Below are 20,562 nucleotides of genomic sequence, written 5' to 3'. Positions count from 1 at the left end.
GGTGGGGCCTTCGATTTCGGCGAAAATAGCTGAAGTCGAAGGCTATGCTTCACGCTAACCCCGTCGTGCAATTCCTTGCGCGATGATCGTGGCTTCCGACTCTGCCAGGACCGCTCCGGCATTGCCCGGGGCCATCACCGCGCGTTCCGCCGCCCGGATACGGGTCAGCGCCCGCGCCAGCATAGCGGGGGTCCAGCGGCGCAGCGCCCGCGCGGTCCGCGCCTCGTCACGGAAGAAGACGCGGTGGCGTTTCATCACCGCCTCGACGGGCTCGCCCGCATCCAGATCGGCCCGCATCTCCGCCAGCGCGACCAGCCGCCGCGCCAGCGCGCGTAGCCAGGGAATGGGGGACGCGCCCCCTTCGTCCAGCAACGCCAGTTCGCCGCCCAGATCGGCGACGCGGCCCTCGACAACGGCTTCGACCGCATCGCCCATCTCGACCTCGCCCAGATCCGCGCCGATCGCATCCATTACGCCATGGTCGACCTCACGCGGGCGATCGGGCGCGGCGTCGAGATAGAGGGCGATCTTTTCCAGCTCGCGGGTCATCACCGATCGATCGGCCCCCGCCGCCTCGACCAGCCGGTTCGCCACGCCGCTTGCCAGGCGCAGCCCCATATCGCCCGCCATGGTCGCGGCGAGCCGCTCGGCATCGGCCGCGGTGGGGGCGTAGCAGCCAAAGGCCATGGCGCGCGGGGAATCGAGCGCGAGTTTGACGATCTTGGCCGTCGTCTTGACCGAGGGGGCGATGGCGACCACCGGATTGCCGGCCGAATCGGCCTCCAGCAGGGCGGTAAAGGCTGCCAGTCCCTCCTCGCCAACGCTGGCGATGCGGATATGGCGGGGGCCGCCGAACAGCGACATGGCGGCGGCCTCGTCGGTCAGGCGGGCGGGATCGCTCTTGAGCGTCGCCGAGTCGAGGTCGATCCGCTCGGCATCACGGCCCATCGCCCCGGCCAGGACCCGCGCCAACTCGCTTGCGCCCGCTTCATCGGGACCATGGAGCAGGTAAAGGCGGATATCGGCGGACGGGCGCGCCAGCGCCTGGCGGATCTGATTGGCGTTCGCCTTCACAGTATCCGGGCCTTCACGGCCGCGCTGGCGCCATCGCCTCGCCGGAACGCGACCGGGCATAGGTGGCGAGGCGCGCGACGATCTCGTCCGCGACGATCACCGACAGCCGCTCCAGCGCGGTGTTTTCCGCCGCGATGGTGGCATATTCGGAACGGACCACATCGATCCCCGCGTCCGAACCGGCGGTGGCGTCGACCAGCACCGCATTGCTCGTCTGGTCGACCAGTTGATAGCGGGCGCGCAGGATACGCCGTTCGCGCACCACCGAGTCGTCCCGTCGCACGCCCAGGCCGCGAATCTGGTCGTCGAGACGGACATCAAGCCGATAACGCGCCCCGCCACCCTGGCCACCGCCGAGCCGGTCCTTCAGCGCATTGGCCATCAGCCAGCCCGCTTTCCCCTCGATCGGTGCGACCTCGACACCCGACAGGGCGGTGGCGACCGCCCCCGAGCCACCGCCCGCATAAAGCGGATGAAGGCCGCAGCCGGTCAGGCCAAGCGTCAGCGTCAGCCCGGCGACGAGGAGGGGGAGGGGGCGCATCATGCGACGATATTCACCAGACGGTCGGGCACCACGATCACCTTCTTTGGGGTCGCCCCGTCGAGCGCCCGGACGATCTTGTCCGAAGCCAGCGCGGTCGACTCGAGCACATCCTTGGGAAGCCCCTTGGCGACGGTCAGCGTGTCGCGCAGCTTGCCGTTGACCTGTACCGCGACGGTAACCTCGTCCTCGACCAACAGGGCTTCGTCGACTTCGGGCCAGGCCGCATCGGCAATCAGGCCGTCCTGCCCCATGCCGGCCCAGGCTTCCTCGGCCAGATGCGGCACCATCGGCGCGACCAGCAACATGGTGGTGCGGATCGCCTCGCCGCGCGTGGCGGAGGGCTTGGCCTTTTCGATGGTGTTGACCAGTTCGTACAGCTTGGCGACCGCCTTGTTGAAGGCCAGCGCCTCGATATCGGCGGCAACACCGGCAATGGTCTGGTGCAGCTTGCGCGCGAGCGCCTTGTCCTCGCCCTCGGCGGCTTGCGCGCCGTCGAACAGGCGCCACAAGCGCTGGACGAAGCGCCACGAACCCTCGATCCCCGATTCCGACCAGGGCAGGTCGCGCTCGGGCGGGCTGTCGGACAGCATGAACCAGCGCACCGCGTCCGCACCATATTGATCCACGATGGGTTCGGGATCGACGGTGTTCTTCTTGGACTTGGACATCTTCTCGACGCGGCCGACGGTGATCGGCTGACCGGTCGCGATCTCGATGCCGTCACGGATCTCGCCGGGGGCCAGCCAGCGGCCGTCCGACGATTTGTAGCTTTCGTGCGTGACCATGCCTTGCGTGAACAGCCCGGCAAAGGGCTCCGCCACGTCGATCAGGCCGATATGCTTCAACGCGCGTGTCCAGAAGCGGGCATAGAGCAGGTGCAGGATCGCATGCTCGACGCCGCCGATATACTGGCCGACCGGCAGCCACTTCCCGACCACCTCGGGATCGAATGGGCGATCCTTGGGCTGGCTGGCGAAGCGTATGAAATACCAGGACGAATCGACGAAGGTGTCGAGCGTGTCGGTCTCGCGCCGGGCGGGCTTGCCGCAATTGGGGCAGTCGACATGCTTCCACGTCGGATGCCGGTCGAGCGGGTTGCCGGGAACGTCGAAGGTGACATCCTCGGGCAAAGTGACCGGCAACTGGTCCTTGGGCACCGGCACCGCGCCGCAATCGTCGCAATGGATGATCGGGATCGGCGTGCCCCAGTAGCGCTGGCGGCTGACGCCCCAGTCGCGCAGGCGGTACACGGTCTGGCCCTGGCCCCAGCCTTCGCTCTCGGCGCGGGCGATGACGGCGGCCTTGGCGGCTTCCACGTCCAGCCCGTCGAGCGGGCCGGAGTTCACCAGACGGCCAGTGCCGGTATAGGCGGTATCGCCCTCGAACACCGGATCGGTGTTGTCGCCATCGGCCACGACGCGGGTGACGGTCAGGCCGTATTTGCGCGCGAAATCCAGGTCGCGCTGGTCATGCGCGGGCACGCCCATCACCGCGCCCGTGCCGTAATCCATCAGCACGAAGTTCGCGATATAGACGGGCAGAGTGACGCTGGCGTCCATCGGATGCTGCATCCGATAGCCGGTGTCGAAGCCCAGCTTCTCCTGCGTTTCCAGCTCGGCCGCGGTGGTGCCACCCGCCTTGCAGCGCTCGATGAACGTGGCCGCGTCGGCGTTCGACTCGGCCAGATGGCGCGCGATCGGGTGATCCGCCGCGATCGCGACGAAGCTCGCCCCGAAAATGGTGTCGGGGCGGGTCGAATAGACCTCGATCGACTCGGCAAAGGGCGCGACGGGTGCAAAGCGGAACTGGAGCCCCTGGCTGCGGCCGATCCAGTTTTCCTGCATCAGCTTCACCTTGTCGGGCCAATGCTCCAGCGTGGTCAGACCTTCCAGCAGCTCGTCGGCGAAGTCGGTGATCTTCAGGAACCACTGGTTCAGCTTGCGCTTCTCGACCAGCGCGCCCGAGCGCCAGCCGCGCCCGTCGATCACCTGCTCATTGGCCAGCACGGTCATGTCGACCGGGTCCCAGTTGACCGCCGATTCCTTGCGATAGACCAGGCCGCCTGCGTACAGGTCGAGGAACAGCGCCTGTTCGTGCCCGTAATAATCGGGTTCGCAGGTCGCGATCTCGCGGGTCCAGTCCAGCGCGAAGCCCAGCCGCTTCAACTGCGCCTTCATCGTCGCGATATTGTCGCGGGTCCAGCCGCCCGGATGGACGCCCTTTTCCATCGCGGCATTCTCGGCCGGCATGCCGAACGCGTCCCAGCCCATCGGGTGGAGCACCTCATGCCCGATCATCCGCCGATAGCGCGCCAGCACGTCGCCCATCGTATAGTTGCGGACATGGCCCATATGGATGCGCCCCGATGGATAGGGAAACATCTCAAGGACATAGGACCGTGGCTTGGTGCTGTGATCGTCGGCGGCGAAGGTGCGCCGCTCCTCCCAGATCCGCTGCCAGGTCGAATCCGATTTCAGGGCGTTGAAACGCGAGGCCATTCTTGTCGTCTTTTACTTCGTGATCGAGGCACGGCGCAGGTCGCGCGCCTTGGTGAGGATGATGTCTTCCAGCTTCTGGATGGTCGACGCCTGGACGGGCGCGGCCACCCACTGGCCGCCGCGATTGACCTCGCGCAGCGCGGTCACGCGCAGCGCATCGGCGCGCAGATCCTGGTCCAGGATGGTGACGGTGACCTTCATCCGCTCGGTCGGAACCTGCGGGTTGATGTACCAGTCGGTGACGATCACGCCGCCGTTGGAATCGGTCTGCGTCAGCGGCATGAAGCTGAGCGTGTCGAGGCTGGCGCGCCACAGATAGGAATTCACGCCGATCGTGGTGATCTTCGACGCGGCCAGGTCGCCCTGCGGGCGATCCTTCTTGCCGGCACAGGCCCCGAGCGACAGAGCGGCGATAACCGCGAACGCGGTGGCGGAACGGCGAAGCATCGGCATTGTCCTGACTGGGAATAAGGGTTGCCTATCGCCTCTACAGGGGTGCCGACACCCCGGCAAGCGCCCGGATGGGAAGGGGGCGGGCGGGCAAGGCCGGGCAGGCGGGGATGGGGGATTCTGTGGGGGATACGCAACAGTTGGACAAGAATCGCTGCCGCAGGCGTAACAATGGGATCGCTCGCATCCACTTTTATGTTAGGACGATCCTTGCAAAGGGGTCTTCAAAAAGGGGTCGGCCGTGTTTTTCGGGCGTGTGGTGATCGGATTGGCAATCGGGGCGCTCGCCGCCACGACTGCGCTGGTCGCGCCCGCCATCGGCGCGATCGAGCAGAGCCCCCGTACCGTCAAGCACAGCCTGACCTTGCGCGGCAGCGGCGGCTTCACCCCGGCCGCAGCCGATCCGCGACTCGCCGCGATCTTCGCGCGCAGCGGGCTGGACGCGGGCGATCTGCGCTTCACCCCGGCGGAAAGCCAGCGGGGCGGCAGTCGCGCGGTGAATATCGCGGTCCGCGCGCGGACCAGCCGCACCAGCGAGGAACGCATCGCCGCCAATACCGCGCCGACGGTCGGGCTGGCACCGATTTCCTATAATCTGGGTGTCGCGGTGGGCTGGAAGCGTCTGGCGGTATCGGGCGACATCGCGCATGTCGATCTGGCGGGCATGCCGGGCAGCCGCGAAAGCGCCGATGTGGCGGTCAGCTATACCGCGAATCGCTTCACCGGCCGGGTCAAGGCCTCGACCGATCGCCCGATCGAGGGCGTGACCAAGCTGGTCGACATGCCGTCCAGCTATTCGCTCGACATGGGCGGTTCCTATGCGCTGACCCGCAACCTCGATGTGACGGCGGGTGTCCGCTATCGTTCGGATCGCGAGCGTCTGGCGCGGATCGACGATGATCGCCGCAGCAGCCAGGCGGTCTATCTGGGTACGGCCTTCCGCTTCTAAACGCGGTAAGCGCATGGCGATAGCGGGTGCGCTTCTTGTCTCGGATGAACGCCGCGAGTCCCGCCGAAGGAGATGCTTGGGCGGCGATGGTGGCCGTCAGGATCACCGGAAACATGATGGCGTCTCCCAGACCCAGGGCCGACCTTACAGCCAGGCGTCGATAGCGGCCCAGCCATCGAATCGCCCGCGCAATCGGCGGAAGCGTTTCGCCGTCATCCCCCCCAATGCGATCATGGGCAGGCCCAGTCCCAGCCCGATCCGCGCGGCGCGCGCCGGGCCAAGCGCAGGCGCGCCGGGATGCGAGCGGGTGGGAAAGAGCGGCGACACGAACAGCAGGTCCGCCCCGACCTTCCAGCCCGCGATCGCCTCGGCTCGGTCATGCGCGGGGTGGCTGCGCAAATCCGAACCCCGACCGTGCTTGTGCACGCCATCGCCGGGCAGGCCACCGCCCGCCACCAGCAGGATCAGCCGCCGCGCCCTTGCGATTCGCCGCACGCGCCGGTGAATCGCGCGCCGTTCGGCCGGGGGCGTGGCATGGTGGCGAAAGACCACGCCCGACCCCGGCGGCAGGCGGCGCAGCGCGGCCCATAGTCCGTGTCCCAGCCGCTCGTCGGTCATCAGCCATGTCACGGGGTATCGGTCGGGCATCCTGGGCATTATAGCGCCCGGCATGACCGACGACAGCGTTTCCCGCCTTGCCACCGTCTCCGCCCGGCTTCAGCACGCCGCGAAGCTGGGCGACCATCCGACACCGACCCTGATCGCGGTGTCGAAGACGCATGACGCCGACACGATCCGCCCGCTGCTCGACGCCGGGCAGCGCGTGTTCGGCGAGAATCGCGTGCAGGAGGCGGCCGCGAAATGGCCTGCGCTCCGCGAGTCGTATGACGGGGTCGAACTTCATCTGATCGGACAGTTGCAATCCAACAAGGCCGCCGATGCGGTCGCGCTGTTCGATGCGATCCATACCGTCGACCGCCCCTCGCTGATCGCCGCGCTGGCCGAGGCGATGGGCAAGAGCGGGCGGCGGCCCGAATGTTTCCTCCAGGTCAATATCGGCGAGGAGGAGCAGAAGGGGGGCTGCGCGATCGCCGAAGCGCCGGACCTGTTGGAGCAGGCGCGCGCCGCCGGGCTGCCGATCGTCGGGCTGATGGCGATTCCGCCGCACGGGCTCGACGCCGCGCCCTATTTCGCGCTGCTCGCCAAGATGGCGCGCGAGATGGGGCTGGCCAGGCTGAGCATGGGCATGTCGGAGGATTACGAGGTCGCGGCGATGCTGGGCGCCAGCCATGTCCGCGTCGGCAGCGCGCTGTTCGGAGCCCGTGCATGAGCCGTTTCGCCGCGCTGCTGTTCGATTTCGACGGCGTCCTGATCGACAGCGAATATGAGGGCAATCGCCATCTCGCCGAATGGCTGACCGCCAACGGCCATCCGCATACGCCCGAGGAGGCGATGCACCATTATATGGGGCTGGCGGGCAAGGACTTTGTGGCGGCGATCGAGGGGCGGATCGGCTACACCCTGCCAGACGCATTCTACGAGGCGCGGCGGGTCGAGGATATCCGCGCGATGGAAGAGGGCGTGGCAGCGATCGCGGGTGCGGTCGATTTCGTCCGTTCGCTCCCCGTCGATTTCCCCAAGGCGGTGGTGTCGTCGAGTCCGACCGTCTGGCTCGATCGCCACCTGCGCCATCTGGGGCTGCGCGAGGCGTTCGGCGAGCATGTCTATAGCGGCCGCGAGCATGTGACCCGCGGCAAGCCCGCGCCCGACCTGTATCTCTACGCCGCCGACAGGCTGGGGGTGCGGATCGAGGATTGCGCGATCCTGGAGGATTCCCCCGTCGGCGCGACCGGCGCGGTGGCGAGCGGGGGCCATGTCATCGGCATGTGCATGGGAACGCATTGCGCGGTCGGGCATGATGAACGGCTGCGCGCGATCGGCGTCGCGGCGATCGCCCAGGATTATACCGATGTGAGGCGTGAACTGGGGCTTTGACGGCCCGCCCGCCCGCCCGCTCGATCCCGCCGTTCAGCGGAACGGAGGGACGTGCGGAGACGGGCCAGTCGTCAGAGCTGGTGCCCCGTCCGGTCGCGCTTGGTCGCCAGATAGCGTTCGTTGTGCGGATTGGGCGGCAGGCTGTGCGCGACGCGTTCGACCACCCTTAGCCCCGCTGCGTTCAACCCGGCGACCTTGGCCGGGTTGTTGGTCAGCAGCCGCACCCGGTCCTGCCCGAGCAATTTCAGCATCCGCGCCGCGACCCCGAAATCGCGCGCATCGATGGCGAAGCCCAACCGGGTATTGGCGTCGACCGTGTCGAATCCCTGGTCCTGAAGCTGATAGGCGCGCAGCTTGTTGACCAGGCCGATCCCGCGCCCCTCCTGTCGCAGATAGAGCAGGATCCCCCAGCCCGATTCCGCGATCGCCTGGATCGCGGCGTGGAGCTGTGGTCCGCAATCGCATTTCAGGCTGCCCAGCACATCGCCGGTCAGGCATTCGCTGTGCAGCCGGACCAGGGGCGGCTGGTCGTTGGGTTGGCCGATCAGCAAGGCGACATGCTCGCCCGCGGCATGGGGCGAGCGGAAGGCGACGATCTCCGCATCCTCGGCCCCCGCCACCGGCAGGCGGGCACGGGTGGCGATGGCGAGCGCCTCGGCATCTTCATGCGCGGCGATGTCGGCGAGCGACAGTTCCGCTTCCACGCCCACGCCGCCGAGGAAGAAGGCGGGCAGCATTCCGGCGATCCGCGCGAACCGGATCGCGGCCGCCGCGATCGCTGGATCAGGCAAGGGGACGGCGCGGTACGGGCCTTTGAGCGGTGTCGCGAGGTCGAATTGCGGATCGGCCAGCGCGGTGGCGGCGGCGAAGTCGATCCATGGCGCACGCTCGACCAGTACCGCCGCATCCGGGTCGGCGGCCTCCAACTGGTTGCTCAGCTTCAACGTCGCCGCCCGCCCGGCCGAGATCAGCACCGGCGCCCGGGCGTCGGGATCGAAGGCGGCCAGGCGAAGCGGGTCGGCCGTCTCGACCGCGAGCAGCGGTTGACCCTGGATCGCGATCGGCCAGCCCCGGCGCAGCGCGTCGATGGCGCGGGCGGCCGCCTTGGGATCGGGAGTGTTGGGACTCAAAAATCGAATTCCGTCATGATCGGGATATGGTCGGAGGGTTTCAGCCAGCTCCGGCACCCCTCGAACACCTGATGCGCGACGGCCTTTTCCGCCACGTCGCGCGTCGCCCACATATGATCGAGCCGCCGCCCGCGATCCGATGCCGCCCAGTCCTTCGCGCGGTAGCTCCACCAGGTATAGAGCCGCTGCGGCGCGGGGATGAAATGCCGGCCGAGATCGACCCAGTCGTTGGAGGCCTGGAGCCTGGCCAGCGTCTCCACCTCGATCGGCGTATGGCTGACCACGTCGAGCAACTGCTTGTGGCTCCACACGTCCGATTCCAGCGGCGCGATGTTGAAGTCGCCGGTCAGGATGGTGGGGCAGTCCAGCTTGCCCGACCAGTCGATCATGCGACCCAGGAAATCGAGCTTCTGGCCGAACTTCGGGTTCACCTCGCGGTCGGGCACGTCGCCGCCCGCTGGGATATAGACATTCTCCAGCCGCACGCCGTTGGGCAGGCGGATACCGACATGCCGTGCCTCGGCATTGGCCTGCCAGTCCAGGCGATCATCCTCGGTGATCGGCACGCGCGACACGATCGCGACGCCGTGGTGCATCCGCTGGCCATGGATGATGATGTGCTCATAGCCCAGCGACCGGAACAGATCGAAGGGGAAGTCGTCGTCGACGACCTTCGTCTCCTGAAGACACAATAGGTCGGGCGCGGCTTCCGTCAGGAATTGCTCGACGATGGCGGCGCGGAAACGCACCGAATTGATGTTCCAGGAGGCGATTTTCACGGACGCCGATGTAGCGGCGGGGCGGGGGGGAGACAAGGTTACGCCCGATGGCATGCCGGGAAACGAAAGGCCCCCGCTCCGGGGGCATGGAGCGAGGGCCGACCTGGCGTTCGTCACGCAGGCGGGATGAGGGTGCTCGTTCGAGCAACAGGGGGGAACCTCGAACGCCCCTCAACCGCAAGTCCCTGATAGGGCAGCGAACCTGTCGCGCGGATGAATGAAACGGCCCTCCAGCGTTCAGTTTCGCGCCGCCGTTCTCCGGGGATCGTTGAATCGGAACGCCTTATCGTCGACGGGCACGCCGAATCGCTGGTTGGAAAGGCGGATGGTGGTCCGGTTGTTCTGACTGTCCAGCGCGACCCAGCCCTGCATCATCAACCCGCCGGGGGCGGCGGCGTCGCGCGCGAAGACCAGGGTGATCCGGCCATATTCGGGATGCTTGGGGTCGTTGGCCTCGACCGACAACAGGCGCGAATCAGCGCTCGGCACGACCTTGGCATAGCGGCCGATGTCGCGGCTGGGATCGAGCAGTACGCCCAGCGGCGAATTCTTGATCGGCCAGCGCTGCACCTGGCGCACCGAATAGTCGATGAAGGTCAGTGCGCCGCCATCGGCGACGATCAGCAGCGGCACGCCCTTTTCATATTGGAAGCGGATCTTGCCCGGCTTCTTCATGGTCAGCGTGCCGGTCAGCACCTTGCCCGCCCGGTCGGTCTGGGTGAAATCGGCGGTCATCGTGGTCACCGATTGCAGGTGACGCTGCACCGCGGCCAGATCACCGCTCGCCTGGGCGATGGCAGGGACCGGGGCCAGGGCCATCGCGGCGGTGACCGGCGCCGCCAAGCGGAGCGCCACAATCGAACGAAACATGCAAAAACTCCTGTCGAGCACATGGGGCTATGCGCGAAACCGATTGAACAGGCCGTGAATCAGAGGATCAGCGACGTCCTTAGCCCCCGGGGTGGTGGACGCACCGGATATGGGGCGTGTGTGCAGCATCGCCGCGTATCCCCGGATCATCGCCATCCCCCCTGCCGCCTGTTTCCGGTCCCGTGTCGTTGGGCGGATCAAACGACCGGAAAGGCAAAAGGTGCCCCATGCGTCGGATGGTCAGGTCCTCCCCCTTGCGGGGGAGGAACGGTGTCAGGCTTCGTCCGCCGCATCCCGGACCTGATCGACATAGTCGCCGTAACCCTGCGCCTCCATCTCGTCGAGCGGGACGAAGCGCAGCGAGGCCGAGTTGATGCAGTAGCGCAGGCCGCCACGATCGCGCGGGCCGTCGGGGAAGACATGGCCCAGATGGCTGTCGCCATGCGCCGAGCGGACCTCGGTGCGGATCATGCCATGCGTCGTGTCGCGCAGCTCGTTGACATGCGCGGGTTCGATCGGCCGGGTGAAGCTGGGCCAGCCGCAATGCGAATCGAACTTGTCGGCGGAGGCGAACAGCGGTTCGCCCGAGACGATATCGACATAGAGGCCCGGTTCGCGCGTATGCAGATATTCGCCGGTACCGGGGCGCTCGGTGCCGCTTTGTTGCGTCACATAATATTGTTCGGGGGTCAGCCTGGCGAGGGCTTCCTCGGTCTTGGCATAGCGGGTGTCGGCCATTGGGGGGCTCCTTTTGCGGGAAAATCAGGCTTCGGCGACGATCTGGCGAAGCGCCTGTTCGAACGCTTCGGGCGGCTGTCCACCCGAAATGAGATAGCGATTGTCGACAATGATCGCGGGCACCGACTGGATGCCGCGCCCCTGCCACAGCCGCTCCGCCTCGCGCACCTCGGCGGCGTAGCGGTCGGTCGACAGGATCGTGCGGGCTTCGTCCTCGGGCAAACCGGCGCCGGCGGCGGCGGCGATCAGCACGTCGTGCTTCGAAATATCCTCTCCCCGCGTGAAATAGCTGTCGAACAGCGCATGTTTCAGCGCCGCCTGTCGCCCCATCGTCTCCGCCCAGTGCAGCAGGCGATGCGCATCGAAGCTGTTGTAGATGCGCGACGTGTCGCCCATCGCCATGGTGAAGCCGACCGCCGCTGCCCGCTCGCGGATCGTCGCGCGGGTGGCGGCGGACTGTTCGGGCGTCGCGCCATATTTGCGGCCGATATGCTCGACGATATTCTCGCCCTCCGGCCCCATCGCGGGGTTCAGCTCGAAGGGCTGGAAATGGATGTCGGCCTCGATCGCATCGCCCATCCGCTCCAGCGCGATCTCCAACCCGCGCAGCCCGATGATGCACCAGGGGCAGGAGATGTCGGAGACGAAATCGATACGGATGGGCCGAGGCATGAGAAGTCCTGATTGACGTGGCCGCGAACGGCGTTGGACCCTATGTGGGAAAGCCCGACGCCCGGGCAAAGGGGCGCGAACGCAAAGCCTGTGTTTCGCCCCCTTGTTCGGACGTCCCGTTTCCCGCGCCTGCCCGCGCCTGCGACCAAGGAGTAAGCCCATGACCCGAACCGCGCTTGTCACCGGCGCCACCGCCGGAATCGGAGCCGCGACCGCGCGCGCCTTTGTTGCCGCCGGATGGCGGGTGATCGGGACCGGGCGCCGCGCCGACCGGTTGCGGGCTCTGGCCGAGGAACTGGGCGGAGGGTTCCACCCGCTCGCCTTCGACATCACCGACGAGGATGCGCTCGATGCCGCGCTGGCGGGATTGCCGCAGGCGTTCGCGGATATCGACCTGCTGATCAACAATGCCGGGCTCGCGCTCGGCACCAGGCCCGCCCAGGACAGCGATCTGGCCCAGTGGCGGACGATGATCGCGACCAATATCGATGGACTGATCACCATCACCCACCGGCTGCTCCCCCGCCTGATCGAACGGCGCGGGGGGATCATCAACCTGTCCTCGGTGGCGGCGAACTATCCCTATACCGGCGGCAACGTCTATGGCGGGACCAAGGCGTTCGTGAAGCAATTCTCGCTCAACCTGCGCGCCGACCTGCACGGCAAGGGGGTGCGCGTGACCTCGATCGAGCCGGGCATGGTCGAGACCGAGTTCACCACCATCCGCACCGGCGGGGACCAGGCGGCGTCGGATGCGCTTTATGCGGGATCCCACCCGATGACGGGGGAGGATATCGCCGCGACGCTGCTCTGGGTCGCCGAGCTGCCGCCGCATCTCAACATCAACCGGCTGGAGCTGATGCCGGTCAGCCAGTCCTTTGCGGGCTTCCAGGTCGCGCGCGAGGGGTAAGCGGTCAGAGCGGTCGGTGCATCACCAGGGCATCGACCGGCCCCAGCTTCGGGTGCCGGAACGCCGCCGGCACCCGGCCGACGGTCGCAAAGCCCAGCGAGGTCCACAGATGGACCGCGGCGGCATTGGCGCTGACCACGAAGTTGAACTGCATCGCGGTAAAACCGCGCGCCCGCGCCGCGTCGAAGGAATGCCGCGCCATCGCCCGCGCGACTCCACGCCCGCGTGCGGCGGCACTGGTCATGTATCCGGCATTGGCGACATGATCCCCGCCGCCCGCCTGATTGGCGCGCAGATAATAGGTGCCGAGGACCGCACCCGCCTCTTCGAACACGAAGGTCGCCCTGTCCGGTCCAAGCCAATAGGCGAGGGCCTCCGCCTCCGGCATGGCGGGGTCCAGCGCATAGGTCTCGCCCGCGCGGATCACCGGCAGGATGATCGCGGCGATGGCGGGGGCGTCGTCGGCGGTGGCGGGGCGAATCGGCATGGGGCGAAGGATACGCGCCGGATGGGAGATTGGCATCGACGGATCGTGACCTGATCCGCGCGACTCATCTCCTCGGTCCCGATGGCCATGATCGGCAGAGTTGCGGCAAAAGGGTGAAAATCCCTGACGACAGCAGAGGACGAAGGACGATCAACATCGCCACGATCTGTTCGCTATGCTGTAAAGGATATATCGCGTCGCATCGCGATAATGGCGACTTGCAGTGAAGTCGCTGGAGCGGGCGAAGGGATTCGAACCCTCGACCCCAACCTTGGCAAGGTTGTGCTCTACCCCTGAGCTACGCCCGCTCTGGCGTTCCGAACCGGCGAACCGGCTGGGGTGAGGCGCGCTAATAGATGGGGGTTTTCGAACCGGCAAGCCCTTTTTTCAAAAATTTCTCATTGGCGACTCCATCATGAGAACATTACAAGAACATATATGGAGGACCCCTTCGCCCTGATCGATCGCCTGCGCCGGGCCGCCGCCTTGGCGGTGCGTGACGATGGGGGCGGGGCGATGGGCGACGATGCGGTCGTGCCGCGACTGGCGAGAGCGCAACTGCATGAGATTCATGCGCTTTCACAAGAGGAAGCGGCCAGCGGCGCGGGCTTTGCGATCGGATGCGTGCTCAGCGTCGCGGCCAGGCCGGTCCTGTGGCTGCGGACCGAGGCGGCCGAGCGGCAGGGCGGGCGACTCCATGGGCCCGGGCTGGTCGCGATGGGGCTCGATCCCGATGATCTGGTCGTGGTGGTGGTCGCCGACGATGCCGCGTTGCTGCGCGCGGCGGCGGATGCGGCGCGCTGTCCGGGGCTGGGCACCGTGTTGGTCGAGGGGTGGGGGGCGATGCGCGGTTATGACCTCACCGCCTCGCGCCGGTTGATGCTGTCGGCCGAGGCCTCGGGCGTGCTGATGATCCTGTTGCGCGTCGGAGGGGCGGTGGTGCCGAGTGCGGCGGCCACGCGCTGGGCGGTGTCGTCCGCATCCTCGCGGGCGCTGGCCGCCGATGCGCCGGGAGCGCCCGCCTATCACCTGGAATTGCTGCGTCGACGGGGAGGGCCAGCGGGCGCCCGGTGGCGCGTGGAGTGGAACCATGACACGCAAGACTTCGATCCCGCGCCGCTATCTGGCGCTTGTCTTTCCCTGGTTGCCGATCGAGCGGTTGCGGGCACGCCGCCCGCACCTGTTCGTGGCGCGCGATGAGGCACCGATCGCCTTTGCCGAATCGGTCCGGGGGGCGCTTCGGCTCGCCGCGCTCGACCGGGCGGCGGTGGCGGCTGGGCTGTCGGTCGGGCTGACGCTGGCGGACGCGCGTGCGCGGGTGCCGGAGCTGGAGGTGTTTCCGCACGATCCCGCCGCCGATATCGACTGGCTGGAGCGGCTGGCCGAGGGGGCGCGGCGGTACAGCCCGGCGGTGGCGCTGGACCCGCCGTGGGGGCTGGTGCTGGACTCGGCGGGGGCGGACCATCTGCTCGGCGGCGAGCGCGGGCTGGCCCAGGATATCGAGACGCGGATGGCCCGGCGGGGGATCACCGTGCGGCTGGCCTATGGCGACACACCGGAGGCGGCGCGGGCGCTCGCGCGCCATGCCGGGGCACCCGCCCCCGATGAGATGGGGGCGATCCGCCGCCTGCCCGTCGCCGCGCTGGAACTGGATGAGGAGGCCACCGCCGCGCTGATGGCGGCGGGGCTGAAGCTGGTCGGCGATGTGCTGGCGCGACCGATGGCGACGATCGCGGCGCGTTTCGGGCGCGAGGCGGCGACCGCGCTCCGGCGGTTGACGGGCGAGGAGGACAGCCCGCTGACCCCGCGCGTGGCGGCGGCGCCGATCGGGGTGGAGCGCCGCTTCGCCGAGCCGGTGGCCAGGACCGAACATATGCTCGGCATCCTGGAGGAACTGGCGGGGGAGGCGGCGCGGGTGCTGGAGGAACGGCATGAGGGCGGGCGGCGCTGGGATGCGCGGCTGTTCCGGGCGGATGGCGAGGTTCAGGGGCTGCGGGTCGAGACGGGGCAGCCGACCCGCGATCCGGCCGTGCTGCTAAGGCTGTTCCGCGAGCGGATCGAGGCGCTGGCCGACCCGCTCGATCCCGGATTCGGCTATGATCTGATCCGGCTGGACGTGGGTCTGTCTGAAAAGCTGGATGCGGTGCAATTGCGGCTGGAGGGCGGCGAGGGCCGCGCGCAACAGGCGACGGAGGCGGTCGCGGCGCTGATCGACCGGCTGGGCACGCGGCTGGGGCGTGAGCGGGTGCGGCGAATCCATCCGCGCGACAGCCATATTCCCGAACAGGCCGAATTGCTGCTGCCCGCGACGGAGAGCGCGCCCAGGGCGGAATGGACGCGGCCCGAGCCGGGCGAGCCGCCATCGCGTCCGATCCACCTGTTCGATCCGCCCCAGCCGATCGAATCGCTCGCCGCCGAGACGCCCGACGGGCCGCCCGCGCGCTTCCGCTGGCGGCGCAAGCTGCACGATGTGGCGCGCGCGGAAGGGCCCGAGCGGATCGCTGGCGAATGGTGGCGGCGGCCCGACATGGCACCACCCACACGCGACTATTACCGGGTGGAGGATGTGCGCGGGCGGCGCTTCTGGATCTTCCGTCATGGCCTCTACAGCGAGACCGAGCGGCCGCGCTGGTATGTCCATGGCCTGTTCGCATGACGATGCGCGATCACCCGGCGAAGCATGGCAGGGCGCCCTGCCACCTTCCCTTGCAGGGAATTGGTGTGAGAGGCGGCATTCCCGTCCCTCCAGGCTCCATCCCGGCCTTCGCCGTTATGGTCTGGCTGGGTTTGCCACGATCCTTTCCGATGGAGAAAGGGGGGCTGAGTGTCGGCCGGGCCTGACTTTGCCGAACTGGTTGCGGCGACGCATTACTCCTTCCTCGATGGCGCAAGCTCGGCGGAGGATATGGTCGCGCGGGCCGATGCGCTGGGCCTGAGCGGGATAGGGATTGCCGATCGCAACACCGTGGCGGGGGTGGTCCGCACGCTCAAGGCCTGGCGCAAGGCGTGTGCGGCGGCGCAAGAGGCAGGTCTTCCGCCGCCGCCGACGCTCGTCGTCGGTGCCCGTCTCGTCTTTGCCGACGGGACGCCCGACATCATCGTCTATCCGGTCGATCGTGCGGGCTGGGGACGGCTGACCCGGTTGCTGACGCTGGGCAACAAGCGGGCGAGGAAGGGCGGTTGCATCCTGGGGCTGGGCGACCTGACCCGCCATGCCGAGAATCTGTTGATGATCGTCCGGCCCGAATCGACCGCGCGGCCTTGTGAACCGATGCCCGGTGCGATGCTGCCCCCCAGGCGTGCCGATCCGGGACTGGCGGCGACGCTCGACGGGCTGGTGCGGTGTGCGCCGGGGCGGGTGTGGCTGGGCGTGACCATGCCGAGAGGGGGAACGGACCGGCGGCGGCTGGCGGCCTGGGCCGCGCTGGCCGAGGGGCGGGGGGTGCCGCTGCTCGCCACCACCGATGCGCTGTTTGCCGAACCGGCCGATCGACCGGTACAGGATATACTGACCTGTATCCGCGAAGGGCTGACCATCCGTAGCGGCGGCCGGCGGCTGGCCGCCAATGCCGAGCGGCACCTGAAGTCAGCATCCGAGATGGCGCGGCTGTTCGCCGACCGGCCGGGGGCGGTGGCGGAGAGCATCGCCATCCTCGACCGGATCGATTTTCGGCTGGACCATATCTCTTACCAATATCCCGACGAGCCCGTGCCGGACGGCTGGGAGGCGCAGGACTGGCTGGAGGAACTGGTCTGGAAGGGCGCGGCGGAGCGGTTCCCGGAGGGGGTTCCGGCCAAGCTGCAAAGCTCCTTGCAGGAGGAGCTTTCGCTGATCCGGGACCGCCAATATGCGCATTATTTCCTGACCGTGCACGACGTTGTGCGTCATGCGCGCAGTCTCGACCCGCCGATCCTGTGCCAGGGGCGCGGCTCGGCGGCCAATTCGGCGGTGTGCTGGATCCTGGGCGTCACCTCGGTCGATCCGACCAAGCATGACCTGCTCTTCTCTCGCTTCGTCTCGGCGGAACGCGGCGAGCCGCCCGATATCGACATCGATTTCGAGCATGAGCGGCGCGAGGAGGTGATCGAATACATCTACAAGCGTTATGGCCGCCATCGCGCGGCGATCGCCGCGACCGTCATCCATTACCGCCCACGCAGCACGGTGCGCGAGGTCGGTCGTGCGCTGGGCCTGAGCGAGGATGTGACGCAAAGGCTGACCAGCACCGTCTGGGGCAGCTTTTCCCAGCGGTTCGAGGAGAAGCGTTTCCACGAAACCGGCTTTTCCCCCGACAATCCAGAGATCGGACGGCTGCGGACGCTGGTCGACCGGCTGCTCGGCGCGCCGCGCCATCTGTCGCAGCATGTCGGCGGCTTCGTGCTGACGCAAGGGCGGCTCGACGAGACGGTGCCGATCCACAATGGCGCGATGGAGGGGCGGACCTTCATCGAATGGGACAAGGACGATATCGACGAACTTCGGATCATGAAGGTCGATATCCTGGCGCTCGGGATGCTGACCTGCATCCGCAAGGCGTTCGACCTGATGGAGACGAACGGACTGCCGCGCCCGGCGCTCGACACGCTGGCCCAGGACGAGGACGCGCGTGTCTACAAGATGTTGCAGAAGGGCGACAGCATCGGCGTGTTCCAGGTGGAGAGCCGGGCCCAGATCAACATGCTGCCGCGTCTGAAACCGCGCGAATTCTATGACCTGGTCGTACAGGTGGCGATTGTCCGTCCGGGGCCGATCGAGGGCGACATGGTTCATCCCTATCTACGGCGACGGGCGGGGACGGAGGCTGTCAGCTATCCTTCGCCCAAGAACGGGCCGACGAACGAATTGCAGAGCCTGCTCGGCAAGACCTATGGCGTGCCGCTGTTCCAGGAACAGGCGATGAAGCTGGCGATCGTGGCGGCCGGGTTCACGCCCGATGAAGCCAATGAACTCCGCCGCGCGATGGCGACGTTCCGCAATGTCGGCACCATCCAGAATCTGCGCGAGAAGATGGTCGGCGGCATGGTCGCGCGGGGCTATGAGCCCGAGTTCGCCGAACGCTGTTTCAAGCAGATCGAGGGGTTCGGCTCCTATGGTTTTCCCGAGAGCCATGCGCTGTCCTTCGCGCGGCTGGTCTATGTCTCGGCCTGGTTGAAATGCCATCAGCCCGCGATCTTCACCTGTGCGCTGCTCAATGCACAGCCCATGGGATTCTATGCCCCTGCGCAGCTCGTCCGCGATGCGCGCGAGAATGGGAAGGTCGAGGTGCGGCCGGTCGATGTGAATCACAGCGGCTGGGACAATCGGCTGGAGCGGCGGAGCGACGGGGTGTTCGCGCTGCGGCTGGGGTTCCGGCAGGTCGATGGGTTTCGCGTGGAATGGGGGAACAAGATCGCCGACCACGCCCCCTATGGCACCATCGAATCGGTCGCGATCCGTGCGCAGCTCCCCCGCCGCGCGCTCGATCTGCTGGCGCAGGCCGATGCCTATCGCTCGCTGGGGCAGGGGCGGCGCGAGGGGCAGTGGGAGGCGCGGCGGATGAAATCGGCGCAATTGCCGCTCTTCGCCGCGATGCAGGCCCCCGAAATGGCGGCGGAACCCGATGTGACCCTGCCCCCCATGGCGCTGTCCGAAGAGGTGACCGCCGACTATCGCGCCACACGCCTGTCGCTGAAGGGGCATCCCATGGCGTTCCTGCGCACCGAACTGGCGGCCGAGGGGATCGTGTCCGCCGCCGACATTCGGACCATGCGCGACGGGCGGCGGGTGAGGGTGGCGGGCGTGGTGCTGGTCCGCCAGCGGCCCGGCAAGGGCAATGCGATCTTCGTGACGATCGAGGACGAGACGGGAATCGTCAACGCGTTGCTCTGGGCCCGCGATTTCGAGGCGAACCGGCGTGCGGTGATGGCATCGCGGCTGATGCTGATCCACGGTGTCGTCCAGCGTAGCGAAGAGGGCGTGGTCCATGTGATGACCGCCAGGGTCGAGGACCGCAGCGCGATGCTGGCCCGGCTGGAGGATGTGCCGGCGGCTCCGACGCGCTCGCACGATCCGCGTGGCGGCCCCGTCCAACGCGGCGTCCATCCGCGCGATGTCCGGCTGCTGCCCCGTTCGCGCGATTTCCACTGAGGATGGCGCCGGGCGGGTGCAATTTCTGTGACGGCATCGTGTCGAAGGACTTGTGCCCACCCCCCGCCATGCCATATTTTACATCATCATGGCCCTGAACAGCGATCTCCTCACCCATCCCCTGGGGATGTCCGGCAATGCGCCGGGGCGCGGGCCGGGCCACGGCCCCGACCATGGCGACGATGACGGCACCGGCCTTGGCGTCGCGACGCGCACCCGCGCGCGCACCAAGCAGCCGACGCCCTACCGCGTCCTGATGCTGAACGATGATTACACGCCGATGGAATTCGTCGTGCTGTGCCTCCAGCGTTTTTTTCGGATGAGCATGGACGATGCGACGCGCGTGATGCTGCACGTCCATCAGCGCGGCGTGGGGGTGTGCGGCGTCTTTTCCTATGAGGTCGCCGAAACCAAGGTGGCGCAGGTCATCGACTTCGCCCGCGCCAACCAGCATCCGCTGCAGTGCACGCTCGAAAAGGCGTGACCGGCTGATACCCGGTTCCCGCCTGTGGCGCGGGATACGGAAACGGCGTCAGCGCCCCGGCGGCAACCAGTTCAGGTCGAGTCCGTCGAATCGGTCGACATGGCCCGCCTCGCGCGTCAGGCCCGCTTCGTCGAGCACATGGACATGGCCGCCCTCGCGCTGGATCAGGCCGTCATCCTCCAACTGGCGCAGCATCCGGTTGACGTGGACGGCGGTCAGGCCGATCGCATCGCCCATTTCTTCCTGCGTCAGCCCCGGGGCGAAGGAGGCCCCCACATCCAGCCCCGCCTGTCGCATCTGCCCGCGCAGCGACAGCAGCAGCGCGGCGACCCGGACCCGCGCCGAGGTACGGCCCAGGCCCGCCAGCCGGTCGGTGGTGACGACCCGTTCGATCTGGTTGAGCACGAGGATCAGGCTCATCAGGCGCGGATGCTCGACCGCCAGCGCGGCGATCATCGACCGGTCGAAGGGGCAGACCACCGAGTTGGTTACCGCCACCACCGCATCGGGTGATCGGCCATAGACCAAAGTGGACAGCGCGAAGAGATCGCCTGGAAACAGGAAGCGCACGATCTGGCGGCTTCCGTCGTCGAGCAGGACATAGCACATCAACATGCCCTGGCGGACGACGAACAGCTCTTCGCTGCGCGCCTGTTCGTCCATCAGCACCGTACCGCGTCGCACCGGGCGCGTGCGTATCTCCAGTCGGGAGAGCGCGGCGCGCTCTGCCTGAGTCAAAGAAACCCATTTGCCTAGGCGATCAGCAAGGCTGCTTTTTGACACTGACACTCCAATTACCCGCCGGAGGAATGCCTTAACCACGGAGGCTCGGAGGCCGCATTAATATCGATCAAC

The 20,562-nt window shown here is 67.5% G+C and carries 20 protein-coding genes and 1 tRNA gene; 8 read left to right on the top strand and 13 right to left on the bottom strand.

Features of this window, described 5'->3' with window-relative positions; translation table 11 throughout:
• Positions 1 to 54: 54 nt before the first annotated feature.
• Genes holA through ABDV78_RS05535 form a run of 4 tightly spaced genes read right to left on the bottom strand, consistent with a single transcriptional unit; the run spans position 55 to position 4,563 of the window.
• Positions 55 to 1,074, bottom strand: coding sequence for a DNA polymerase III subunit delta (gene holA / locus ABDV78_RS05550; RefSeq protein ID WP_343526283.1), 1,020 nt, complete (start codon positions 1,072 to 1,074; stop codon positions 55 to 57).
• Between the two features lie 13 nt (positions 1,075 to 1,087).
• A complete protein-coding gene (gene lptE / locus ABDV78_RS05545; RefSeq protein WP_343526282.1) occupies positions 1,088 to 1,618 on the bottom strand; it encodes an LPS assembly lipoprotein LptE in 531 nt (176 codons plus the stop codon).
• Positions 1,615 to 4,116 carry a leucine--tRNA ligase gene (gene leuS, locus ABDV78_RS05540; RefSeq protein ID WP_343526281.1) on the bottom strand — a complete coding sequence of 834 codons (2,502 nt, stop codon included), beginning with the start codon at positions 4,114 to 4,116 and terminating at the stop codon, positions 1,615 to 1,617. Before leuS ends, lptE begins: the two co-directional genes overlap by 4 nt.
• A gap of 12 nt (positions 4,117 to 4,128) precedes the next feature.
• Positions 4,129 to 4,563 (bottom strand): DUF3576 domain-containing protein, encoded by a 435-nt coding sequence (locus ABDV78_RS05535; protein WP_343526280.1) that lies wholly within the window; start codon positions 4,561 to 4,563, stop codon positions 4,129 to 4,131.
• A 244-nt stretch (positions 4,564 to 4,807) separates the two neighbouring features.
• Here ABDV78_RS05535 and ABDV78_RS05530 point away from each other — a divergent pair, with 244 nt between their 5' ends.
• The gene (locus ABDV78_RS05530) at positions 4,808 to 5,515 is read left to right on the top strand and encodes a hypothetical protein (RefSeq protein ID WP_343526278.1); all 708 of its coding nucleotides are present in this window, start codon (positions 4,808 to 4,810) and stop codon (positions 5,513 to 5,515) included.
• A gap of 144 nt (positions 5,516 to 5,659) precedes the next feature.
• On the opposite strand, the gene ABDV78_RS05525 is transcribed toward ABDV78_RS05530, so the two are convergent.
• The gene (locus tag ABDV78_RS05525; protein ID WP_343526277.1) at positions 5,660 to 6,163 is read right to left on the bottom strand and encodes a thiamine phosphate synthase; all 504 of its coding nucleotides are present in this window, start codon (positions 6,161 to 6,163) and stop codon (positions 5,660 to 5,662) included.
• Between the two features lie 22 nt (positions 6,164 to 6,185).
• Here ABDV78_RS05525 and ABDV78_RS05520 point away from each other — a divergent pair, with 22 nt between their 5' ends.
• Positions 6,186 to 6,845 (top strand): YggS family pyridoxal phosphate-dependent enzyme, encoded by a 660-nt coding sequence (locus tag ABDV78_RS05520; RefSeq protein WP_343526276.1) that lies wholly within the window; start codon positions 6,186 to 6,188, stop codon positions 6,843 to 6,845.
• The gene (locus tag ABDV78_RS05515) at positions 6,842 to 7,510 is read left to right on the top strand and encodes an HAD family phosphatase (RefSeq protein ID WP_343526274.1); all 669 of its coding nucleotides are present in this window, start codon (positions 6,842 to 6,844) and stop codon (positions 7,508 to 7,510) included. The genes ABDV78_RS05520 and ABDV78_RS05515 overlap by 4 nt, the downstream gene beginning before the upstream one ends.
• A 71-nt stretch (positions 7,511 to 7,581) precedes the next feature.
• Here ABDV78_RS05515 and ribA read toward each other — a convergent pair whose 3' ends face one another.
• The 5 genes from ribA to ABDV78_RS05490 all read right to left on the bottom strand — a co-directional run bounded on the left by ribA (position 7,582) and on the right by ABDV78_RS05490 (position 11,699).
• On the bottom strand, positions 7,582 to 8,640 hold the full coding sequence (gene ribA, locus ABDV78_RS05510) for a GTP cyclohydrolase II (protein WP_343526273.1): 1,059 nt from the start codon (positions 8,638 to 8,640) through the stop codon (positions 7,582 to 7,584).
• Positions 8,637 to 9,473: an exodeoxyribonuclease III gene (locus ABDV78_RS05505; RefSeq protein ID WP_343526272.1), complete on the bottom strand. Its 837-nt coding sequence runs from the start codon at positions 9,471 to 9,473 to the stop codon at positions 8,637 to 8,639. The genes ribA and ABDV78_RS05505 overlap by 4 nt, the downstream gene beginning before the upstream one ends.
• Positions 9,474 to 9,656: 183 nt before the next feature.
• On the bottom strand, positions 9,657 to 10,289 hold the full coding sequence (locus tag ABDV78_RS05500) for an outer membrane lipoprotein carrier protein LolA (RefSeq protein WP_343526270.1): 633 nt from the start codon (positions 10,287 to 10,289) through the stop codon (positions 9,657 to 9,659).
• 273 nt (positions 10,290 to 10,562) lie between these two features.
• The gene (msrB, locus tag ABDV78_RS05495) at positions 10,563 to 11,027 is read right to left on the bottom strand and encodes a peptide-methionine (R)-S-oxide reductase MsrB (protein WP_343526269.1); all 465 of its coding nucleotides are present in this window, start codon (positions 11,025 to 11,027) and stop codon (positions 10,563 to 10,565) included.
• Positions 11,028 to 11,051: 24 nt separating this feature from the next.
• A complete protein-coding gene (locus tag ABDV78_RS05490; RefSeq protein WP_343526268.1) occupies positions 11,052 to 11,699 on the bottom strand; it encodes a DsbA family oxidoreductase in 648 nt (215 codons plus the stop codon).
• 160 nt (positions 11,700 to 11,859) lie between these two features.
• On the opposite strand from ABDV78_RS05490, the gene ABDV78_RS05485 reads away from it, so the two are divergent.
• A complete protein-coding gene (locus ABDV78_RS05485) occupies positions 11,860 to 12,609 on the top strand; it encodes an SDR family NAD(P)-dependent oxidoreductase (RefSeq protein ID WP_343526267.1) in 750 nt (249 codons plus the stop codon).
• A gap of 4 nt (positions 12,610 to 12,613) precedes the next feature.
• Here ABDV78_RS05485 and ABDV78_RS05480 read toward each other — a convergent pair whose 3' ends face one another.
• Both ABDV78_RS05480 and ABDV78_RS05475 read right to left on the bottom strand, forming a co-directional pair.
• A complete protein-coding gene (locus ABDV78_RS05480; RefSeq protein ID WP_343526266.1) occupies positions 12,614 to 13,096 on the bottom strand; it encodes a GNAT family N-acetyltransferase in 483 nt (160 codons plus the stop codon).
• 233 nt (positions 13,097 to 13,329) lie between these two features.
• A tRNA-Gly gene (locus tag ABDV78_RS05475) sits at positions 13,330 to 13,404 on the bottom strand.
• Positions 13,405 to 13,534: 130 nt separating this feature from the next.
• Between ABDV78_RS05475 and ABDV78_RS05470 the strand changes: the two genes are divergently transcribed.
• The 4 genes from ABDV78_RS05470 to clpS all read left to right on the top strand — a co-directional run bounded on the left by ABDV78_RS05470 (position 13,535) and on the right by clpS (position 19,707).
• A complete protein-coding gene (locus ABDV78_RS05470) occupies positions 13,535 to 14,296 on the top strand; it encodes a hypothetical protein (RefSeq protein ID WP_343526265.1) in 762 nt (253 codons plus the stop codon).
• A complete protein-coding gene (locus ABDV78_RS05465; protein WP_343526264.1) occupies positions 14,187 to 15,752 on the top strand; it encodes a DNA polymerase Y family protein in 1,566 nt (521 codons plus the stop codon). Before ABDV78_RS05470 ends, ABDV78_RS05465 begins: the two co-directional genes overlap by 110 nt.
• 168 nt (positions 15,753 to 15,920) lie before the next feature.
• Complete coding sequence (locus tag ABDV78_RS05460) at positions 15,921 to 19,223, top strand: error-prone DNA polymerase (RefSeq protein WP_343526263.1); 3,303 nt, start codon at positions 15,921 to 15,923, stop codon at positions 19,221 to 19,223.
• 127 nt (positions 19,224 to 19,350) lie between these two features.
• Positions 19,351 to 19,707 carry an ATP-dependent Clp protease adapter ClpS gene (gene clpS / locus ABDV78_RS05455; protein WP_343526327.1) on the top strand — a complete coding sequence of 119 codons (357 nt, stop codon included), beginning with the start codon at positions 19,351 to 19,353 and terminating at the stop codon, positions 19,705 to 19,707.
• Between the two features lie 48 nt (positions 19,708 to 19,755).
• On the opposite strand, the gene ABDV78_RS05450 is transcribed toward clpS, so the two are convergent.
• Complete coding sequence (locus ABDV78_RS05450; RefSeq protein ID WP_343526262.1) at positions 19,756 to 20,445, bottom strand: Crp/Fnr family transcriptional regulator; 690 nt, start codon at positions 20,443 to 20,445, stop codon at positions 19,756 to 19,758.
• Positions 20,446 to 20,562 lie beyond the last annotated feature (117 nt).

This window comes from Sphingomonas sp., from assembly GCF_039594485.1.
In the GTDB taxonomy this organism is placed as follows: domain Bacteria; phylum Pseudomonadota; class Alphaproteobacteria; order Sphingomonadales; family Sphingomonadaceae; genus Sphingomonas.
The sequence above is the reverse complement of the archived record's forward strand: the minus strand, read 5'-3'. Positions and strand labels throughout refer to the sequence as shown.